Source organism: Floridaenema flaviceps BLCC-F50 (assembly GCF_041929275.2).
Classification (GTDB): Bacteria; Cyanobacteriota; Cyanobacteriia; order Cyanobacteriales; family Aerosakkonemataceae; genus Floridanema; species Floridanema flaviceps.
In genome coordinates, this window is record NZ_JBHFNR020000001.1 from 3,598,813 (window position 1) to 3,617,475 (window position 18,663).

Genomic DNA, 18,663 nt, shown 5'->3' on the forward strand with positions numbered 1-18,663 from the left:
AATGGCGTGGAGTGGCTATCATTTAGAAAAAGATGAGTTAAGAAGTGAAATTTGGTCTTTACTGAAACAGGAAAAAGCTGCAATTCGCGATCCTTTTGGTCATATTCCTAATTTTTTGGGTGCGGAAAATGCAGCCCAAAAGTTGGCGGAGTTACCAATTTGGCGAGAAGCAAAAACTATTAAATGTAATCCTGATTCGCCACAAATTCCGGTAAGATTGCAAGCTTTAAAAGATGGAAAACGCTTGTATATGGCGGTTCCTAAGTTAACAAATACTCGCTGTTTTGTGGAGTTGACGGCGGAAATTTTGGGTGAGAATAATGTGGCGTTGGAGGAGGGTGCGATCGCACGCCAAGCACTAAAATTTGGTAAATTAGTCAGTTTTGCAGAAATGCAACCAATTGATTTAGTAATGGTAGGTTGTGTCGCTGTCACGCGCAATGGCGGACGTACCGGAAAAGGTGCAGGTTTTGCAGATTTGGAACTGGCGATGTTAAAAACTTTTGGGTTAATTGAGTCAAATACTCCGATCGCAACTACAGTACATCCATTACAAATTGTCGCAGATTCCCGCTTACCAATGCAAGCTCATGATTGGTCACTTAACTGGATTGTTACGCCTTTTGAAGTAATCGAAACTAATTCTAATTATCCTCGTCCCATCGGATTAAATTGGGATAATATTCGCCCTGAACAATATCGGAAAATACCAATTTTAAGGAAGTTGAAAGAACAGTTTACACAGTAAATATACAACAGTGGTGTTATTTTACCAATCGTTATGTAATTTTTTATAGTGAACTTCTTTATTCTTTAAAGAAATACCTAAAGAAGTAAGAACTTTTTTAGTATTTGACAAATCACCCACTAATCTTTTTACAGGTAAGGGAGAATCTTTAATCAGAGTGGGAATGGCAACTATATTTTCTAATAATAGTTGTTCCGGCTGTTCGTAAACATCTATTACTTCTAATTCGTAGTTATTGGGAAAATATTTTTCAGCAATTCTTTGCAGGTTTTTTAACGCCCGACCTGAATTAGGTGTACTTCCAGCAACGTACAAACGAAAACAGTATCGCTCATCGCTCTTGTGTGTTAATACAGGTTTATTAAAAATTTTCGCTAAGTTCGTCACATCTTCTTTTTCCATAAATTTAACCTAAGTTTAGTTTTAATTTGCTGCTCATTTTTTTACTATTCCCTTTCTGTTTGAAGAAGTAACTAATCTTCGTCAGCTTGTCGCCAATTGGCAACTTTTATTTGCTCTTGAAGAACAACATCCTGATATAATTTTTCTTGTTCAATCATTAGTTTAAATTCTTCTTCTTCATTTTCTAATTGGGTTTTTAAAGCTTCGATTTGCGATCGCACTAACACCTGTTTTCTTTCTAACTCGCGCCGTTTACGTTCAAATTCTTGCTGACGGACTAAGCTAGCAGCTTTTTCTTTTGCTTCTTGCACATTTCGCGCCGTACCAGTCAGCACAGTTCCCTGTCCTAAATAAACATCTTTTAATTCTATTCCTTGACTTGTCAGGACGAATTCCCGCACCTGATTTGAATGTTCCATTCCGCGAGATTTTAATACATATAAAACTCGGTTGCGTTCTCCACTGCTTTCATTAACTCGCAGTTCTAACCATGTATCCATTAAAGATGAAATGCCAATTTCTGTATGTTCCAAAGAACTACTACCCGTGACTAAATTCGTTAGCATGACCGTAATTTGTTGACTCTTTAAAGTGTCAATTAACCGCATAAAAAAGGCTTTAGACTGAAGTAAATTACCGCCTAAAACTAAGTTACTCATTGGGTCAACAATCACTACAGTTGGCTGAAATTCATTAATTAAATTATTAATTTGAATTAAGTGCATTTCCAAACCAAAAGCTGTCGGGCGTACTGCTTGAAACTTGAGTAACCCTTTCTCGACAAATGGATTTAAATCTAATCCTACTGACAGCATATTGCGGAGAATTTGTTGGGGTGCTTCTTCAAAAGCCAAGTAAAGACAAGGTTCACCGCGAAGACAGGTTGCTTGAGCAAAATGAGCAGAAATTGTACTTTTTCCAGTTCCCGCTGTACCTGTTATTAAAATGCTGCTACCTCGAAAATATCCTTGACCTCCTAACATTGTATCGAGGCGAGGTATGCCTGTACTGATCCGTTCGGTAGAAATTTTGTGGTCTAATCCTACTGAGGTAATAGGTAAAACGGAAATTCCTTTTTCGTTAATTAAAAATGGATATTCGTTAGTACCGTGACTAGAACCACGATATTTAACTATCTGTAAACGTCGAGTCGAAATTTCATTTTGGATGCGTTGATCTAAACGAATTACGCAATCAGCAACATATTCTTCTAAACCATGTCTGGTGAGAGTATTTTCTCCTTTTTCTCCAGTGATAATTGCTGTAACACCTTTGCTTTTTAACCAGCGAAATAAACGCTGTAATTCGGATCTGACGATCGTCTCATTAGACAAACCAACAAATAATGTTTCAATTGTATCTAAGACTATCCTTTTGGCTTCGATCGCATTAATTACTTGTTCTAATCTAATAAATAAAGCTTCTAAATTATAATCTCCCGTCTCTTCTATTTCATAAGGATCGATATGGATGTGATCGATTAAAAACTTTTTCTGAGCAATTAACTCCTTTAAATCCCAACCTAAAGAACGGACATTTTGGATCAGTTCTTCCGGTGTTTCTTCAAAAGAGACGAACACGCCCGGTTCTGAGTAAGAAACGGCACCAGAAACCAGGAAATTAAGACCGATTAAAGTTTTACCACTCCCCGCAGTTCCACATACAAGAGTTGGTCTTCCTTTGGGTAAACCACCGCCTGTAATTTCGTCTAGTCCCTGAATTCCTGTAGGACATTTAGGTAATTGATTGTTGTCTGATTTAGTAATTTCGCTGTCTAATAGCATAATGAATCGAGAATTTGACTATATGACATTTAAAAACCGAAGATTTTTTGTTCTTTCTAACTTATAGCAATTTAAATTCAAGTCGTGGTATTGATTAGCAGTCTCTGGTATTTATAATTATTCAATGCCACTGTTTAGTTTTGTCTGAATCATCAGCTTAAGTTCACCATAAAGGAGGTTGATTTTATAGACATCGGTCTTTTAACTGTTTACTTTTCACCAATATGTTATAAACTACTGAATCATAAGAAAGTTAAATTTGTGAGGATACTTAACAATGCGAGTAATGATTTTATATGCTTCACTAGGAATGGGGCATATTAGTGCTGCTAACGCTTTAACTCAGGCTTTCTCTCGCTTTCCAGGTATAGAAGTACTCAGTGAAGACGCTTTGGCTTACGCTAGTTTGGTTTATCGCAATGCTGTTATTCAAGCTTACAAAAATTCTAGCGAAAAAGTACCACAACTTTACAAAGCTCTATATGAAGGAAGTGATATTTCTGATTTAGAAAGGTCTTTGGATAGCAATTTAGCTTGGGCGAAACTAGAACTTCCTTTCTTCAGACGTTTGGGAAGATTGATTAGGGAAACAGCGCCAGATGCGATCGTCTGCGTACAACAAATTCCCAGCCGATTGTTACAATTATTAGAGCCAGAAGACCAAGTAAGCAAACCACAATATGTCGTTGTAACAGATTTAATTGCTCATAGTACTTGGTTAAATTATGGTGTAGATGGTTATTTTTTACCGAACGATTTGAGCGCTAATATTCTTAAACAAAGGGGTGTAAATTCGTCACTGATTCATGTGACAGGAATTCCGGTTAAATTAGAGATTAGCGAACCAAAATCTAAATCAGAAATGCGATCGCGTCATCACTTACCTCAAGATTTATCGGTAGTTACGTTATTTGGCGGGGGATTGAATAGTAGAAGAGTTTATGCGATCGTTTCCTCTTTGTTAGAAACTCTAAGTTCCGCTATGATTGTAGTAGTGGCTGGCAGAAATGAAGACTTGCTAGACACTTTAACAGATTTAACAGATAGCCCTCATGTGAGATTACGTAAATTAAGCACAATTGATTATGTAGATGACTTAATTGTAGCTAGCGATCTAATTATTACCAAAGCCGGAGGATTGATTACTAGCGAAATTTTAGCCAGGGGAACACCAACTATTATTGTAGATCCTATTCCCGGTCAAGAAGAACAAAATGCTGATGTAATTACTGCCGCAGGTGCCGGAGTTCAATTAAGATTATTAGAAATGGTAGCCCCAGCAGTCAAGTATCTTTTAAACCACCCAGAAAGGTTAACTCAAATGCGTCAATCTGCATTGGAGTTAGGCAAACCTCGTGCAGCTTTAAACATAGCTGAACATATTTTATCAGATTGGCGATCGCGCACCAAAATGTTACAACCTAGCAAAAATTGAAATTATGGCAACTTCTCTAAATCTTCCAACAAAGAATCAGAAAAATGCAGCTTTCCTCTGGGGAGTTGCCACATCAGGTTATCAAAGTGAAGGCGGTTACAATGGTTTTTCCCAACCCCAAAATAATTGGACACTCTGGGAAAAGCAAGGTAAAGTAATGCCGACAAAAGATGCTACAGAATTTTGGCATCGCTATGAAGAAGACTTTAAAACCTGCCAAAGATTAGGTTTAAATTCCTTCCGTTTGGGTTTAGAATGGGCGAGGATTCAACCTTCTACTAGTCCCGAAACTGCCCCTGCGCCTGCCTTTGACAGCGATGCTTTAGATAATTATACAGCAATAATTGCTGCTTGCTATCAACATGAATTAGAACCAATTGTTACCTTACATCATTTTACCCATCCAGCATGGTTAGGTTTAGATGCTTGGTTATCAACAGATACAATTGAGTGTTTTATCGAATATGTTCGAGTTACAATAACTCACATAAATCGCCGCTTAACTGATTACTACCAACTGCCGCCAATTAAGTGGTATATTACCATCAATGAACCAAATATTTTACTTTCTAATACCTATTTAAGCGGTCAATTTCCCGCAGGTTCCGCCAAGGGAATTGAGGCAATGATGAAAGGTTATAATCACATTTTAGCGGCTCATGTGCGAGCTTACAATGTGATTCATGACCTTTATGAGGCTGAAGGCTGGTTAACGCCCCAAGTTACTCTTAATACTTATTGTAGCGATTTATATTGGTCAGAAAAGGTGATTTGGGATTTATTGAATCATCAAAAACTAGGAATTAAACCTCAAGAATTACCTGATTACATTGTTAACAATGCCAAACACTTAGACCGTGCTTTAAGCCGTGAAAAGTTGCCTTTTCGTCGTAATTTACCTTATTTTTTAGGGAAGTTAGTGCATCAGGTATCTAATAAATTAGGATATAGAATTTTCGATCCGAAAAACTTAGATGTTTATCTGGAAGAGTTGGGGAAATCTGCGCGATCGCAAATCTTCGACTACCTCGCAATTGACTATTACGATCCCTTTTTAGCGCACATCTTTCGACTACCAGATTTTTCCGATTTTGAATTTGAAACCAAAGATTTTCGCGGTTGGTTAATGAGTGGAATTACTAGTAAATGGTGGGACTGGCGATCGTTACCTGAAGGATTACACTTTTTCTGCAAATATTATACCGAAACATTAGGTTATCCGATAATGATTGCTGAAAATGGGATGGCATTACGTCGCAAACCTGATAATAGTCTTTCTAGTTATCGTCGGGATCAAATTAAACGCAGCGATTTTTTGAAAGCACATATTCACCAAATCAAAAGGTTATTAAATGAAAAAGTGCCTGTAATTGGTTATATGCACTGGTCATTAACTGATAATTATGAATGGGGTTCTTATACACCTCGGTTTGGACTTTTTAGTATTGACTTTGCGAAAAATAGCGATCGCATAATTGAAGACCATTTAGGCGATCGACCTTCGGAAACTTACGCACAATTAATTCAAGAAATTGGTTCTCCTACAATTTCCTTAAAAAACTGAACAAAAAGAAGTACGTTGTTGCGCTTCAGCGCTCTTATTTAACGCTAAAGCGCAACAACGTACCTAATTTAATTTATATTATGAGTGTGAGAAGTGATTCCAGAATTCGATGAAAACGGCAATTTACCCCCAGGAGTTCATTTTTGTGAATGGGAAGAGTTTCAGCAGAGGTTTGGAACAAATTTTACCAGACAACGAATGATCTATGGGTTGAAACTGGCAATGACTCAATTAAAAGCAGCAGGTTGTAGAACTATCTATATTGATGGTAGTTTTGTTACCCGCGAACCCAAACCTGGCGATTTTGATGCTTGTTATGATAACGAAACTGTAGATATTGAGAATCTGAGGATTAATGCTCCTAAATTACTCAATCATTACGATCGGAATGGACAAAAAGCTAAGTATAAAGGCGAAATTTTCCCATGCAACCAACCTGTAGGTGATTACGGAATTAATTCTTTTGATTTTTTTCAAGCTGACAGACGCGGAAATAAGAAAGGTATCATAGCTATAGATTTAATAAGGTGGGAACCATGATTAAAGACGAATTAGAGTATAAAGTTACTCAAGAATGGATAGATAAGTTTAAAAAATCTATAATATTGATGGAGAAAGATGAGGAAGGTAAAAGAAATGATCCTCAGCGATGGGAATTAAACCGCAGCGCATTACAGTGTCATTTGGATAAATTAAACGCAGAAATTGCTGAATATGAAAGGTTGGTGAATTGCGATCGCACTCACCCAATCCAAATTCAAGTAGAAAATCTAAATAAATTACCCGATGCTTTAATTAAAGCTAGAATTGCTGCGAAAATGAGTCTAAAGGAACTAGCTGAAATATTAGATATTGATGAACAGCAAATCGAGGATTATGAAAAAACTGATTATCAAGATGCTAGTTTCGGAGAACTTCTTGAAGTCAGCGCAGCTTTAGGCGTAGAATTTACTACAGCAATTATGAAAGTAGATTTTGCCGAAATAGAAGAAGGTAAAAAAATTTCTGATAAATGGCGAAAAGAGAAGCTGAAAAATAAAACTAAAATTTCTTAAGTTGTTACCAATCTGAGTATTTAACCTAATCTGGACGGGTTTAGCCAAAAGTTTGGAATACCCAGGAATAAGATTCAAATCAAAACCCGCCCATCCCAAGAATTCTGTAACAAACATTTAGATAATCAATAAGAAACTGGTTTTTATTTAACTCAAGTTGCTAGTTACATAGATTGTTGGTTAGATCCCCCCTAACCCCCCTTACCAAGGGGGGAACTGGATTCAAAGTCCCCCTTAGTAAGGGGGATTTAGGGGGATCTAAACCTTCTGGGCTAATAAGTAGCAACTTACGTTATTTACTCTAGCTTTTGTTTAATAATTTCCGGTTTTTCCCGAAAACCAACTAATACTGCTGTGCCATTTTTAACAAACAAAGGTCTTTTCAGTAGCATCGCATCTTTGGCAAAAGCATCAATCCATTGTTCGTCTGTCCAAGTTTGTTTTACTTCCCCCAAGGCGCGGTAAGATTGTCCTGAAGTGTTTCGCATTGGTTTAGAACCCAACGTTTGCACCCAGCTTTCAATTATCTCGCGAGAGGGAGGATTTTCTTTAGTATTGATGAAATCATATTTAATATTATTATCAGACAGCCATTGTAGTGCTTTCTTGCAAGTGCCGCAGTTAGGAATGCCGTAAACTTGAATCGTCATAGTGTTGTTTACCGAAATTTTTGGGAGAGTTTACCGAAATAGAGATTTTTATTTGATCATCTAGAATTATTAAGTGTAACTCCTAATTTTAATAATCTCAATCCTTGATTTTGAGACAAAATGGAGTCGTCAACTAATCACGGTTTTGATGCCAATGACAGAACCAAACAATACTAATTTACCTTCAGATGATTCTCAGCAATTGAATCAACCGACTGCTAACATTACCAAAAAGTCAGTTGATGAGTCTTGGCAAAGTCGTATTGCTGAGGTTTGGAACAACACTAATAATAGCTTGAATGAGTTTAAAAAACTCCTACCTGTTGAGCCAGTGGCGCAAAAAATTGTAGAATTATTTAGTGTCAGCGAGGCTCAAGTAGCAGAAATTCTGGCAACTGTTCGGGCAGAATTACCTACAACTGAAGCATTGTTAATTGGTAAACCGCAAGCGGGAAAAAGTTCGATCGTGCGCGGACTAACAGGCGTTTCTGCCGAAATTGTTGGTCAAGGTTTTCGTCCTCACACCCAAAATACTCAACGCTATGTTTATCCTTCCGAGGATTTGCCGTTGCTGGTTTTTACTGATACGGTAGGTCTGGGAGATGTTAATCAGAATACACAGGGAATTATTGATGAGTTAATTGGAGATTTACAAAAAACCAATCGCGCCAAAATTTTAATTCTTACTGTTAAAACTAACGATTTTGCTACTGATACTTTACGCCAAATTGCTGAACAATTGCGGAAAAAGTACCCCGATATTCCCTGTTTGTTGGCGGTAACTTGTTTGCATGAAGTTTACCCGCATGATATAGATAATCATCCGAGTTATCCACCTGATTTTGAGGAAGTTAATCGCACATTTACGGCTTTAAAAGATGCTTTTTCGGGATTGTACGATCGCGCCATCCAAATCGACTTCACCTTAGAAGAAGATGGTTACACTCCCGTATTTTACGGTTTAGAAGCGTTGCGAGATGCCTTAGCAGATTTACTCCCAGAAGCAGAAGCTAACGCCATTTATCAATTATTAGATCGAGAAGAAACTGGCAGAAAACTGGGTAATCTTTATCGAGATGTCGGGCGGCGTTATATAATGGCATTTTCCATAATGGCTGCTACTTTAGCCGCTGTACCTTTGCCTTTTGCTACTATGCCAGTATTAACTGCTTTGCAAGTTTCAATGGTAAGTTTATTGGGAAATTTGTATGGACAAACTATCACGCCATCGCAAGCGGGTGGGATTGTTAGCGCGATCGCAGGTGGTTTTTTAGCCCAAGCGATCGGACGAGAATTAGTTAAATTTATCCCCATTTTTGGTAGCGTTATCGCTGCATCTTGGGCAGCTGCTTATACTTGGTCTTTAGGTGAAGCTGCTTGTGTTTATTTTGGGGATTTAATGGGTGGCAAAAAACCCGATCCTAAGAAAATTCAAAATGTCATGAAAGAGTCTTTTAAAACAGCAAAAGAAAGATTTAAAGGAATAAATAGTTAATTCTCAAGATCCCCGACTTCTTCAAGAAGTCGGGGATCTTAAGAGCTACTCATATCTTGCACTCCTGGAGGTGGAACCTCCTTTGTCCTCGTTCCCAGGTTCAACCTGGGAACGAAGAATGGAGGTTCTGCCTCTAGGTGCAAAGGAATAAATAGTTAATTCTCAAGATCCCCGACTTCTTCAAGAAGTCGGGGATCTGGGGGGATCTGGGCAGCTATTATCTAAGCAGCGAGTAATTCTTCAAAAACTACAAACATACTCTTTTTCGCTCCACAAATCGGACAATGCCAATCTTCGGGAATCTCAGCAAAAGGAGTTCCGGGAGCAATTCCTGAATCAGGATCGCCTGCTTCAGGATCGTAAATCATGGAACATTGGCGACAAATCCATTTTTGCGTAGCCGGATCGTCGCTTGCAGATCTGGGGAAAGCAGCTTTACCATCCAAAGCACCCAACGCTTCCGTGTATTGTTGCGCGTGATGTTGCTCAATGTGCGTTAACAAACCAAAATTTTTGGCTGCTGTGCGGAACATCATCGCGTGTTCTTTGGATTCCTCTGTTTGTGCATTGAACTCGGCGACTGCATCACTATCTTGATCTGCTTTTGCTTCTGCCGCAAAACCGGGATACATGGTAGTGTATTCGTAAGTTTCTCCTTCGATCGCCAGTTCTAGACAACGAGCAGCGATCGCTTTTTTTTCCTCCTCACTTAGTTTAGCCGGATCGTCCACAACTAATTCAGGATGCAACAAACGAAAATGTGCAAAAGCGTGTTCTGTTTCTTGATTCGCTGTTTCTTTGAATAACTTTGACAGTTCGCTCATCCCCAGTTTCCGAGTCACTTCCGCAAAAAACAGGTACTTGCGATTTGCCATTGACTCGCCACCAAAGGCAGCTTCTAAATTTTTCGCGGTGTTAGATTGTGAAAGATCCATCAGTGTTTCCTCAAAATTTCTAAGAGCGATCGCTCAATTAACTATCTTGCCATTATTGTTGGGCACAAATGTAGCAAATCGCTCATTAATGGATCGGTATTTCAATAAAAAATTCTGTACCCTTTCCTAGCTCAGATATACAGTAAATCTTCCCACGATGGCGCTCAGTTACAATCTGATAGCTGATGGACATTCCCATCCCTGTTCCTTTGCCAATAGGTTTTGTGGTAAAAAACGGATCGAAGATGCGTTGTTGTACTTCTTTCGACATTCCTTGTCCATTATCTGCGATCGCAATTTGCACCCAATCTTTATTTATAGTATTAGTAGTAATCCGAATCGTACTTGGAGGTTGATTGCATGAAGTATCTGTAATAATGCGCTGTTCTTCTAAAGCATCCAACGCATTACTTAAGATATTCATTAACACCTGATTGAGTTGACTAGCGTAGCAATTTACTAATGGTAATTCGCCATAATCTTTAATAACTTGAACTGCACTTAGATGGGGTGTCGCCTTGAGGCGGTGTTGCAAAATCAGCAAGGTACTATCAACACCTTCATGTAGATCGACTGGCTTAACTTCCGATTCATCTAAACGGGAAAAATTGCGAAGTGAGATGACAATTTGTTTAATTCGATCGGTGCCCAACCTCATAGAAGTTAGCATCTTCGGCAAATCTTCGCAAATAAAGTCAATATCTAAATCTGTGGCATATTCATCAATTTCGGCAGCAGGCTGAGGATAATATTTATGATATAAATTGAGCAAGTAAAGTAAGCCTTCTGTATATTCATTGAGATGAGTAATGTTGCCATGAATAAAGTTAACTGGATTATTAATTTCATGGGCAACTCCCGCAACTAATCCCCCCAGAGACGACATTTTTTCATTTTGAATCATCCGCAGTTGGGATTGTTGAAGTTGCTCCATTGTTTTGGCAAGTTCAGCTGTTCTTTGAGCCACTCGTTTTTCTAATAGTTCGTTCGATTTCTTCAACTGTTTTTGCTCAAAAGCCTGAACTCGCCAAAGAACCACCAACACAACAACAGTCATTCCAGCAATCACTAGAGCAATCACATCTAGCGATCGCAATTGTGATTCAATATTTTCTCTAGGAATAACCAACCCAACCGACCAATCGACTTCTTTTAAAGGCAGATAGGCAACATACTTAAGCTCATTCCCAATAGCCAATAACTCTATACCCTGCTGCTTTTTGACCATTCGCTCCCTCACATTAACTAGCTGTTGAATTTCTAGTTGTTGCGCTTGCCAAGGAGCCGAATTTTTGGTGAACTTATAGTTAGGATGAGACAGAAGCATTCCTTGGGAATCAATGGCAAAAGCATAGCTACCTTGACCATATTGCAGGCTACTAATTACCTGATTAAGGCGTTCTAATCGAACTTGACTGTGGATCGTACCAATTGGTTTACTATCAATGTCAAAATTGCGTCGAATAGGAGCAATAACAGCGATTGTGGGGATTTGATTAACGCGACTGATCACCGGATCGCTAACGTTAGTTAGCCCAGTCATTGCCTTTTGAAAATAGAGACGATCGGCAATACTAAGAGGTTTTCCTCCGATCGTATTACGCCAGCCATCAGGTCTAGCGATCGCAAAACCATAAACATCACTAAACCGTAAAACTTCTGATTTCAAATAAGGCTCTGTACGCGCCCAATCCATTGATTTGACTACATCTGTATTAGCCAGAGTTTGCACATGAATTTTTTGAGCAGATAGCCAACGATCCAAATTTTCTCGCCCCTGCTGGGCTTCCAAAAAAGCATTTGTCTTCAAGCTATCCAGCATTGTATTCCTAACAAGCTGGTAGCTATAGTAAGCTCCACAACTTGCTAATAAAGTGGTTCCGGCAATCAACAACCGCATCAATAAGCTGCGTTTGTGGAATACTAATTTTTCTACAAAAGATGACATAAGTAATAAGCTGGAAAACATAATAAAACAAACCAGTCAGTTTAAAAGTTTGGATTATAAATGGGACGATCGCCGGGTAGAAGAGGTTGTTCGGGTAAATCATCAAATGTCACCTTGAACCAATATTCTTGGAGTTTTTTCAGTTCCCCTTGTGCTTTCTGTCTTTGTAAAAACTGATTTAAAACATCTAATAATTCCTGATTGCCTTGTTTGACTGCCCAAGCTGCGTAAGATTTACGACTGACTCTTTCGCCTAATTCAAAAATGGCAGGTTTCTCATCCACCAAAACCGAAAGGGACACAATGTTATTGAGGACAACATCTATATTTTCGTTGATCAAATCTTGATAAGCGTCACCATAGCTTCGGTACTGCTTAACTGCACCCAATGTACCTCCTTGTTTTTTCAATTCTGTTGCTAGCTCGGGAACGACAGCTAGAGAAATTCCTCCCTGTTTTACTCCCAGCACTTTACCAGAGAGAGATTGAATTTCCTGAATCGAGGTGTCATCCTTACGTTTCAGGTAGGCAATGGTTGATTCTGCGATCGGAGTAGTAAAGCTAAGGAACTGAGCCCTTTCATCTGTGATTCCAGCAGCAGTTAAAGCAACATCGTATTTCCCCTCTGCTACACCTGGTAAAATCCCTTGCCAAGGAACCATTTCCTGTCGAATTTCAAAAGGAACTTCTTGCCTTAACCGAGTCAGCAATTCATTATCGAAACCAGCAGGTTTGCCATTCAACAAAAATTCAAAAGGTGGATAATCCTCTTCTGTCGCTACTAATAAGTAACCCCGCTTCTCGATCTGAGTTAATAAAGTGTCGCTAATCTTCAGGTGGGAAGTACTCGGAGTGTTGTGCATACACCCATGAATACTTGCTGTTAGCAGAAAACTAGTTCCAGATTGCAGGATAAAACGTCTAGAAATATTCATAATCGAATTTATCTGGATTTGGTACACAGATCCCCGACTTCTTGAAGAAGTCGGGGATCTCGCTGGCAGCTTTAGATTGTGAAAGGTACACAGATCCCCGACTTCTTGAAGAAGTCGGGGATCTCGCTGGCAGCTTTAGATTGTGAAAGATCCATCAATGTCTCCTCAAAATCCCTAAGATCGATCGCCCAACTAAGTACTTAATCAAGTTACTCAGTTTTAGGATGCGTCACTGATTAGATTTAGCAATAATCGCTAAATTTAATGCCACACTTGCGTTATACCATAAATACAAGTAGGGAAAGAATGTAAGAATTACTGAAATAATTTCGCCACGCTAGGTCTCGTTACTTTCCCCATCGCGTTGCGTGGTAATTCTTCAACAGCTATAATTTTGCTAGGAACTTTGTAAATAGCCAATCGTTCTTTTGCCCAACTTCTGAGAGTTTCTAAACTTAAATTACTTCCCTGTTTTAATATCAAAGCTGCACAAACTCTCTCACCCCATTCTGCATCTTCCACTCCCACAACTGCACAATCTTGAATCTCTGGATGAGTGCGTAAAACTTCCTCAATTTCTAAAGCCGAAACTTTATAACCGCCAGTTTTAATAATATCAACACTCATTCGCCCCAAAATCCGATAATTATCGTTTTCTACTACCGCAAAATCCCCAGTACAAAACCAACCATCACGAAATGCTTTTAAAGTAGCTTCCGGTTTTTGCCAATATTCCAAAAAAACAGTTGCGCCTTTAACTTGAATTTCTCCCGGAGTTCCCGGAGTCACTAATTCCCCGTTTTCATCTACTAATCTAACTTCTACTTGCGGCAAAGGTTTACCCACATATCCTGCGAATCTTTCACCATGTAAAGGGTTAGATAAAGCCATACCAATTTCCGTCATTCCGTAGCGTTCCAAGAGAAAATGACCGCTAATATCTTGCCATTTTTTTAATACTCGAACTGGTAAAGCTGCGGAGCCGGAAACCATTAACCGCATTTTAGCGCAACCATGAGAAATTCTTTGTTGTCGATCGCCATCACTCCTTTCCCAAGCGGCAATTAACTTAACATAAATCGTCGGTACAGCCATAAATAAAGTTAAGTCGCCATCACTAATGCGATCGCAAACAACCTCCGCATCAAACTTAGGTAAAATATGACATTCTGCCCCACTCCACAAAGCGCAAGTGAGCACGTTAATAATGCCATGAATATGATGTAAAGGTAAGACGTGCAAAATGCGATCGTCCGCCGTCCATCCCCAAGCAGAAACTAAGCTAGTGACTTGCGCTTCAATATTTTTATGTGTAGTAACAACACCCTTGGGTTTACCAGTTGTGCCGCTAGTATAAAGGATTAATGCTCGTCTGGTAAGCTCAATTTCTGGCAGCAAACTAACTTCTTCGGGCAGAGTTTCCGAAGTCAAAATAAATCTGATATTTCGTTCTTCAGCAATAGGACGCAATAGGTTTTCAAAACTCGGATGTGCAATAATAATTGATGCACCCGAATCAGCAATTACATAATCTAACTCAGGTTTTGGATGAGAAACACATAAAGGTACAGCTATTCCACCCGCACGCCAAATACCCCATTGTGTAGCGACATATTGAAATCCCGAAGGTATGAGAAAAGCAACTCGCTGTTCTTGTAAATCTGTGATATTATCCAGAAGTTTAGTCGCAATTTTAGCCGAAGTTTCGAGTAAATCCTGATAGGTAAATGTTCCTTCAGTGGCGACAATTGCGGTTTTGTTTGGGTTTTGGTGGGCGCGATCAATCAGTGGGAGATTCATGTTATTTTCAATTAATAATCTGTATTGCGCGGGTAGAGTTTAGAAAAAATCCTACTCAACATATAACCATGATGAAAAGCAACTCCCATTTCTTGCCTACCTACTGTAGGTAAGTGACCTAACGGAGCATCAAGTGAATAGATAATATCACGATCGAATGCCCATTCACCCGATCCTTTATTTAACCAGCCAATTTCTATTGCTAATGCAGACATAGGAGACCATCGCTTATTAACCAAATATTTCTCTATGAGATCTGGATTGTAATACGCTGCCGTTATTTCTTGAAATATTTGCCACTGAACGCTAAAACCAAATCTTCCATTACTATGTTTTTTCCACAAAAAATCAATTAGCTGTAATTCCTGAATAGGAAATTTATCGATAATTTCAGCTATTTCTCCTCTAACCGGAATACCACCATCTATCTTCAGCTTTTCAGAATCGACGCGAAATGTTAACCTAGTTGTCTCTAAATCCGCCTCTTGCCAATTTCCAGATACTAGTAATCGATGTAGTGGAGAATATTTAGCTTTTAGTTGCGACAAATTATTAGCCATTGATTTATATTAGGGTTAAGTGTATGAATATCAATATATATTAATTCACGATTAACTGCTTCGGGAATAGTGACTTGATTGTAGAGTTGAGGCAGAAGGTATAAGTATTGAATTGCTGCTAAATTCATGATAATTGATGTATCGCTGATGACAATCACAGTCGTCCCAATTCTCGTAAGTTTTTCAAATCAAGTTCAAAGTCCTCAACATCGTAGGAATAAAGTGGAATGTTGTGTTCTTTCAAAAGTTGACGAAAAGAATTTGGGTGCATATCCGCTAGTTGGCTAGCATAGCCCAAAGTTAAGCGACCTGTTTGGAACATATACAACGCAATTTCTTGGCGAAAGTCGCTGGAAGTAAGCCCGGATGCCTGTAGTATTTCGTCTGAAACGATCACACTCATAGCAAAATTATCTCACTCTTTTTGAATTGTTTTCTTGAGTTTAAGCTGTGTGACACATTCAGCTTCTTAAACACTTGGATGCAGTGGTTTATTAAGCTTTTTCTTCGGAGGTAATGTTACTGAATTCCTACCACTTTCAGCTTCTCTTTTGCGCCAGTCTGCAAACATAGCAGCTACATCATAATTAAATGATTTAGCATAATCTTCCCGAAATTTATGAATTTCTTCTAAAATTTCATTGGTCAGCATTTCCATAATCTCCCATTAATTCATAAGGTGTGCAAATCGTTGGTAGCTCGTACCCAAAGTCAGCACAAATCTGTGTCAATTTTTTTTGAATCTGAGCATTTGCTATATGTTTACAATTCCACGTTAGAAGATAATCCATCCCGTGAACAGTAGCTAGGGCAATATGTGCTGCATCGTTAGCAGCTTTATTTGGAAGATTACTTCTTGCTAAAAATTGGATCACCAGATCTTCAGCAGCTTCGCTAGGCTTCAGCAATGTCATATCCTGCAAAATTTCCAGCCGCTTGGCTGCTATCTCTGAGTCGCCCAAGGCTGCTTCATCTAAAACAATTTGCGAAATGTATAAATCGAAAGCTCTGCGATAATTTTCCCACCAATCTCGCGTTAATTCAATGTTGGCAGCAAGAATCAGATTTTTAGTCGATCTAGCTGTCAAATAGCCGAAAATACTGGTTTCAATGTAGATGGTTTCACTCATGCAAGATAAAGCTACTAACGTTTCTATTTTAGCGTGGTAATAGGTACTACACACAAGTTATGCGATCGCCACAATCAGCGTTTTATTCCGTCATTTGTACACCACTGTTGGGTAGCTGGCGTTGGGCTACCTGAATCAACAATCTCAATGCGTTATTTACAGCTTCATCATTAGGAAAAGCTTGGGCAACATCAGGTTCTAGAAGTACTAAATTAGTCCCTTGATATCGATGACATATTTTCCTCTAACTCCCCCCTGCATTTGAGTAAAGTCGTATTCAGGACGTAAATCGTCTTCCATTTCGTTTTCAAATTCCTTCTTAAATTAAAACATAATTGGATTGAGATTCAAAACAAAACCAGGCAACACATCTTCACCGGAAAGAGTCGCCGGATTTTCCAAAATTTCTACTTCTTGATTTGGGCGATAAATTTCAACTCGCTTGTTTTTTCTGTCAATTAACCAACCTAATTTTGCGTCATTTTCGATGTATTCTTGCATTTTTTCGCGCAGTTCTGTTAGGCTATCGCTAGGTGAGCGTAATTCAACTACAAAATCGGGACAAAGGGGCAGAAACTTTTCTCGTTGTTCGGGTGTTAAGGCATTCCATCGTTCCATTTTTACCCAAGAAGCATCGGGAGATCTATCCGCCCCATTCGGAAGCTTAAAACCACCATTAGAATCAAAGGCAATACCCAGATTATTCTGACGACTCCAGGCTTGAAGTTGAAAAGTTAACTCAGCATTGCGGTTGCTAGTTTCTCCTCCGGTTGGTGGCATAATTAGTAATACTCCTTCGGCTGTGCGTTCAAATTTTAAATCGCGGTTCTTTTGACACATTTGGAAATATTGTTCGTCAGACAAATCGATTTTCAATTTGAGGGTGGGAGGTAAGGCGATCGCAAAAGTATCCATAACCTTATCCAAATATTTGTTATTAAACGATTTTAGTATATCAAATTAAAAGGGGAAATAATGTTTTTTGATTTGGTTTTAGTTTGGAGTTTAGACTAAATAGCCTTTTTAGCGGGTTTTAGTTCTCCCTAATTCTACCAATACAGTTTTTTCTACCAAAGAACCGCTACTGGTAACGTCCGGGAGAATTAGTCTAAACTCCAGTTTAGTGGTTAACAGATTTGAATTTCTGCATTATCTAAACTTTTCAACATGGCTAACCTTGCATCTAGCCAATCATCATCGAACCAACCATAAGGTAAAACATCACCTACAACACTTGTACTAATTCCCATAACCCAGATATGAGCAGTTTGAACAAATACGGGAATTGATGCTAGTTCATCTTCACTCAACTGGCGAATTGTCTGATAACCTTCAATAAAGCTGTTTCTAACTTCAATGTCTATCTTCATCCTTAGTGCTGCGTGTAAAAACTTTGCAATGTCAAAAGCACGCCAGCTATAACCACACTGATCAAAGTCAAACAATGTTGGTTTATTCTGTTCTGTAAAATGAGCATTACCTGAATGTACATCACCTATACAAATTCCATACTCAGGGGCTTTAAAAGGTAGCCTAAATCTGGCTATTTGGCTGGCAATTTTTTTTGTTAATTGTTCGAGGTAGTCTATATCATGTTGACGATGTTTGTAGAGGGATGTAATTGCTAGCAATGACCTATGAAGTAAATATTCACTATTTAATTGATTCCGAGTAAAACAACTCCTGAAGCAGTTTAATTCCTGATGAATTTCTGCCAGTACTTTTCCCAAAATATAACTTTGCTCAACATCAAGCTTTTCATTAACTGCACATCCTGGTGCATACGTAAACACAGCCGCATAACGTACACCCTCCGGTGCTAAAACCTCTGTAGTAAAACCACCATCTTTTCTAAGAAGAGGGTATGCTACTGGCTGATTTTTATTATTTAAAAATGCTAGCAGTTCTAACTCAAAACCAATCTCTTCTTTATTTCTCCAACTATATCTATAAATCCGTAAAATATATCTCTCTTGTTCAGTTTCTATTAAATAAGTATCGTTAAGCCCACGTTTGTATAACTTACAACTGAGGGGCTTGTTAATTGGGTAGTTATCAAGTACAGTGTCAATTAAAGCTGACCCTTCAGGAATTGAATGAACTATAGGAATAAAAGGTGTGTTCATAAAATAGCGTTTCTCGATCTAGTGAGGTACAACTTTAAAACTAAAAGGCTTGATATACACATCTGGGTGTACCTCAGTTAATTGGGAAACGCTATA

The 18,663-nt window shown here is 38.6% G+C and carries 20 protein-coding genes and 1 pseudogene; 6 read left to right on the forward strand and 15 right to left on the reverse strand.

Annotated elements, in window-relative coordinates; all coding sequences use genetic code 11:
• Position 1: 1 nt before the first annotated feature.
• Positions 2 to 748, forward strand: a complete 747-nt coding sequence (locus ACE1CI_RS17495; protein WP_413263555.1) for a 5-formyltetrahydrofolate cyclo-ligase — start codon at positions 2 to 4, stop codon at positions 746 to 748.
• 21 nt (positions 749 to 769) lie between these two features.
• Here the strand turns inward: ACE1CI_RS17495 and ACE1CI_RS17500 are convergent, their stop codons facing one another.
• Entirely contained in the window at positions 770 to 1,150 is a 381-nt protein-coding gene (locus ACE1CI_RS17500) for a circadian clock KaiB family protein (RefSeq protein ID WP_413263554.1), read from the reverse strand.
• Positions 1,151 to 1,221: 71 nt separating this feature from the next.
• Entirely contained in the window at positions 1,222 to 2,934 is a 1,713-nt protein-coding gene (gene kaiC / locus ACE1CI_RS17505; protein WP_413263553.1) for a circadian clock protein KaiC, read from the reverse strand.
• A 277-nt stretch (positions 2,935 to 3,211) separates the two neighbouring features.
• Here kaiC and ACE1CI_RS17510 point away from each other — a divergent pair, with 277 nt between their 5' ends.
• From ACE1CI_RS17510 to ACE1CI_RS17525, 4 genes are all read left to right on the forward strand, one after another.
• Positions 3,212 to 4,369: an MGDG synthase family glycosyltransferase gene (locus tag ACE1CI_RS17510; RefSeq protein ID WP_413263552.1), complete on the forward strand. Its 1,158-nt coding sequence runs from the start codon at positions 3,212 to 3,214 to the stop codon at positions 4,367 to 4,369.
• 4 nt (positions 4,370 to 4,373) lie between these two features.
• Positions 4,374 to 5,933: a glycoside hydrolase family 1 protein gene (locus tag ACE1CI_RS17515; RefSeq protein ID WP_413263551.1), complete on the forward strand. Its 1,560-nt coding sequence runs from the start codon at positions 4,374 to 4,376 to the stop codon at positions 5,931 to 5,933.
• Between the two features lie 93 nt (positions 5,934 to 6,026).
• A complete protein-coding gene (locus ACE1CI_RS17520) occupies positions 6,027 to 6,473 on the forward strand; it encodes a DUF6932 family protein (RefSeq protein ID WP_413263550.1) in 447 nt (148 codons plus the stop codon).
• Positions 6,470 to 6,988 carry a helix-turn-helix domain-containing protein gene (locus tag ACE1CI_RS17525; protein ID WP_413263549.1) on the forward strand — a complete coding sequence of 173 codons (519 nt, stop codon included), beginning with the start codon at positions 6,470 to 6,472 and terminating at the stop codon, positions 6,986 to 6,988. The genes ACE1CI_RS17520 and ACE1CI_RS17525 overlap by 4 nt, the downstream gene beginning before the upstream one ends.
• A 296-nt stretch (positions 6,989 to 7,284) precedes the next feature.
• Here ACE1CI_RS17525 and ACE1CI_RS17530 read toward each other — a convergent pair whose 3' ends face one another.
• Positions 7,285 to 7,638 carry a Spx/MgsR family RNA polymerase-binding regulatory protein gene (locus tag ACE1CI_RS17530; protein WP_413263548.1) on the reverse strand — a complete coding sequence of 118 codons (354 nt, stop codon included), beginning with the start codon at positions 7,636 to 7,638 and terminating at the stop codon, positions 7,285 to 7,287.
• Between the two features lie 154 nt (positions 7,639 to 7,792).
• On the opposite strand from ACE1CI_RS17530, the gene ACE1CI_RS17535 reads away from it, so the two are divergent.
• Entirely contained in the window at positions 7,793 to 9,133 is a 1,341-nt protein-coding gene (locus ACE1CI_RS17535; RefSeq protein WP_413263547.1) for a YcjF family protein, read from the forward strand.
• Between the two features lie 221 nt (positions 9,134 to 9,354).
• Here ACE1CI_RS17535 and ACE1CI_RS17540 read toward each other — a convergent pair whose 3' ends face one another.
• The 12 genes and pseudogenes from ACE1CI_RS17540 to ACE1CI_RS17595 form a co-directional block, all read right to left on the reverse strand.
• Positions 9,355 to 10,068 (reverse strand): rubrerythrin family protein, encoded by a 714-nt coding sequence (locus ACE1CI_RS17540; RefSeq protein ID WP_413263546.1) that lies wholly within the window; start codon positions 10,066 to 10,068, stop codon positions 9,355 to 9,357.
• Positions 10,069 to 10,153: 85 nt separating this feature from the next.
• Positions 10,154 to 12,016: a sensor histidine kinase gene (locus tag ACE1CI_RS17545; protein WP_413263545.1), complete on the reverse strand. Its 1,863-nt coding sequence runs from the start codon at positions 12,014 to 12,016 to the stop codon at positions 10,154 to 10,156.
• A gap of 41 nt (positions 12,017 to 12,057) precedes the next feature.
• Positions 12,058 to 12,951, reverse strand: a complete 894-nt coding sequence (locus tag ACE1CI_RS17550; RefSeq protein ID WP_413263544.1) for a transporter substrate-binding domain-containing protein — start codon at positions 12,949 to 12,951, stop codon at positions 12,058 to 12,060.
• 315 nt (positions 12,952 to 13,266) lie between these two features.
• Entirely contained in the window at positions 13,267 to 14,751 is a 1,485-nt protein-coding gene (locus ACE1CI_RS17555) for an AMP-binding protein (protein WP_496615535.1), read from the reverse strand.
• Between the two features lie 11 nt (positions 14,752 to 14,762).
• Positions 14,763 to 15,311: a GUN4 domain-containing protein gene (locus tag ACE1CI_RS17560; protein ID WP_496615536.1), complete on the reverse strand. Its 549-nt coding sequence runs from the start codon at positions 15,309 to 15,311 to the stop codon at positions 14,763 to 14,765.
• Positions 15,287 to 15,469: a PIN domain-containing protein gene (locus ACE1CI_RS17565; RefSeq protein WP_413263541.1), complete on the reverse strand. Its 183-nt coding sequence runs from the start codon at positions 15,467 to 15,469 to the stop codon at positions 15,287 to 15,289. The genes ACE1CI_RS17560 and ACE1CI_RS17565 overlap by 25 nt, the downstream gene beginning before the upstream one ends.
• Positions 15,466 to 15,714, reverse strand: a complete 249-nt coding sequence (locus ACE1CI_RS17570; RefSeq protein ID WP_413263540.1) for a UPF0175 family protein — start codon at positions 15,712 to 15,714, stop codon at positions 15,466 to 15,468. The genes ACE1CI_RS17565 and ACE1CI_RS17570 overlap by 4 nt, the downstream gene beginning before the upstream one ends.
• 66 nt (positions 15,715 to 15,780) lie before the next feature.
• Complete coding sequence (locus tag ACE1CI_RS17575; RefSeq protein ID WP_413263539.1) at positions 15,781 to 15,963, reverse strand: hypothetical protein; 183 nt, start codon at positions 15,961 to 15,963, stop codon at positions 15,781 to 15,783.
• Entirely contained in the window at positions 15,950 to 16,441 is a 492-nt protein-coding gene (locus tag ACE1CI_RS17580) for a type II toxin-antitoxin system VapC family toxin (RefSeq protein WP_413263538.1), read from the reverse strand. Before ACE1CI_RS17580 ends, ACE1CI_RS17575 begins: the two co-directional genes overlap by 14 nt.
• An 82-nt stretch (positions 16,442 to 16,523) precedes the next feature.
• Positions 16,524 to 16,741, reverse strand: a pseudogene (locus tag ACE1CI_RS17585) (hypothetical protein).
• A 24-nt stretch (positions 16,742 to 16,765) separates the two neighbouring features.
• Positions 16,766 to 17,356 carry a Uma2 family endonuclease gene (locus ACE1CI_RS17590; protein WP_413263561.1) on the reverse strand — a complete coding sequence of 197 codons (591 nt, stop codon included), beginning with the start codon at positions 17,354 to 17,356 and terminating at the stop codon, positions 16,766 to 16,768.
• A gap of 212 nt (positions 17,357 to 17,568) precedes the next feature.
• Entirely contained in the window at positions 17,569 to 18,567 is a 999-nt protein-coding gene (locus tag ACE1CI_RS17595) for a phosphotransferase enzyme family protein (protein WP_413263537.1), read from the reverse strand.
• Positions 18,568 to 18,663 lie beyond the last annotated feature (96 nt).

Coding starts and splice junctions, on each gene's coding strand:
- ACE1CI_RS17495 (WP_413263555.1), top strand. CDS start 2: ATGGCGTGGAGTGGCTATCATTTAGAAAAAGATGAGTTAAGAAGTGAA.
- ACE1CI_RS17500 (WP_413263554.1), bottom strand. CDS start 1,150: ATGGAAAAAGAAGATGTGACGAACTTAGCGAAAATTTTTAATAAACCT.
- kaiC (WP_413263553.1), bottom strand. CDS start 2,934: ATGCTATTAGACAGCGAAATTACTAAATCAGACAACAATCAATTACCT.
- ACE1CI_RS17510 (WP_413263552.1), top strand. CDS start 3,212: ATGCGAGTAATGATTTTATATGCTTCACTAGGAATGGGGCATATTAGT.
- ACE1CI_RS17515 (WP_413263551.1), top strand. CDS start 4,374: ATGGCAACTTCTCTAAATCTTCCAACAAAGAATCAGAAAAATGCAGCT.
- ACE1CI_RS17525 (WP_413263549.1), top strand. CDS start 6,470: ATGATTAAAGACGAATTAGAGTATAAAGTTACTCAAGAATGGATAGAT.
- ACE1CI_RS17530 (WP_413263548.1), bottom strand. CDS start 7,638: ATGACGATTCAAGTTTACGGCATTCCTAACTGCGGCACTTGCAAGAAA.
- ACE1CI_RS17535 (WP_413263547.1), top strand. CDS start 7,793: ATGACAGAACCAAACAATACTAATTTACCTTCAGATGATTCTCAGCAA.
- ACE1CI_RS17540 (WP_413263546.1), bottom strand. CDS start 10,068: ATGGATCTTTCACAATCTAACACCGCGAAAAATTTAGAAGCTGCCTTT.
- ACE1CI_RS17545 (WP_413263545.1), bottom strand. CDS start 12,016: ATGTCATCTTTTGTAGAAAAATTAGTATTCCACAAACGCAGCTTATTG.
- ACE1CI_RS17550 (WP_413263544.1), bottom strand. CDS start 12,951: ATGAATATTTCTAGACGTTTTATCCTGCAATCTGGAACTAGTTTTCTG.
- ACE1CI_RS17555 (WP_496615535.1), bottom strand. CDS start 14,751: ATGAATCTCCCACTGATTGATCGCGCCCACCAAAACCCAAACAAAACC.
- ACE1CI_RS17560 (WP_496615536.1), bottom strand. CDS start 15,311: ATGGCTAATAATTTGTCGCAACTAAAAGCTAAATATTCTCCACTACAT.
- ACE1CI_RS17570 (WP_413263540.1), bottom strand. CDS start 15,714: ATGAGTGTGATCGTTTCAGACGAAATACTACAGGCATCCGGGCTTACT.
- ACE1CI_RS17575 (WP_413263539.1), bottom strand. CDS start 15,963: ATGCTGACCAATGAAATTTTAGAAGAAATTCATAAATTTCGGGAAGAT.
- ACE1CI_RS17580 (WP_413263538.1), bottom strand. CDS start 16,441: ATGAGTGAAACCATCTACATTGAAACCAGTATTTTCGGCTATTTGACA.
- ACE1CI_RS17590 (WP_413263561.1), bottom strand. CDS start 17,356: ATGGATACTTTTGCGATCGCCTTACCTCCCACCCTCAAATTGAAAATC.
- ACE1CI_RS17595 (WP_413263537.1), bottom strand. CDS start 18,567: ATGAACACACCTTTTATTCCTATAGTTCATTCAATTCCTGAAGGGTCA.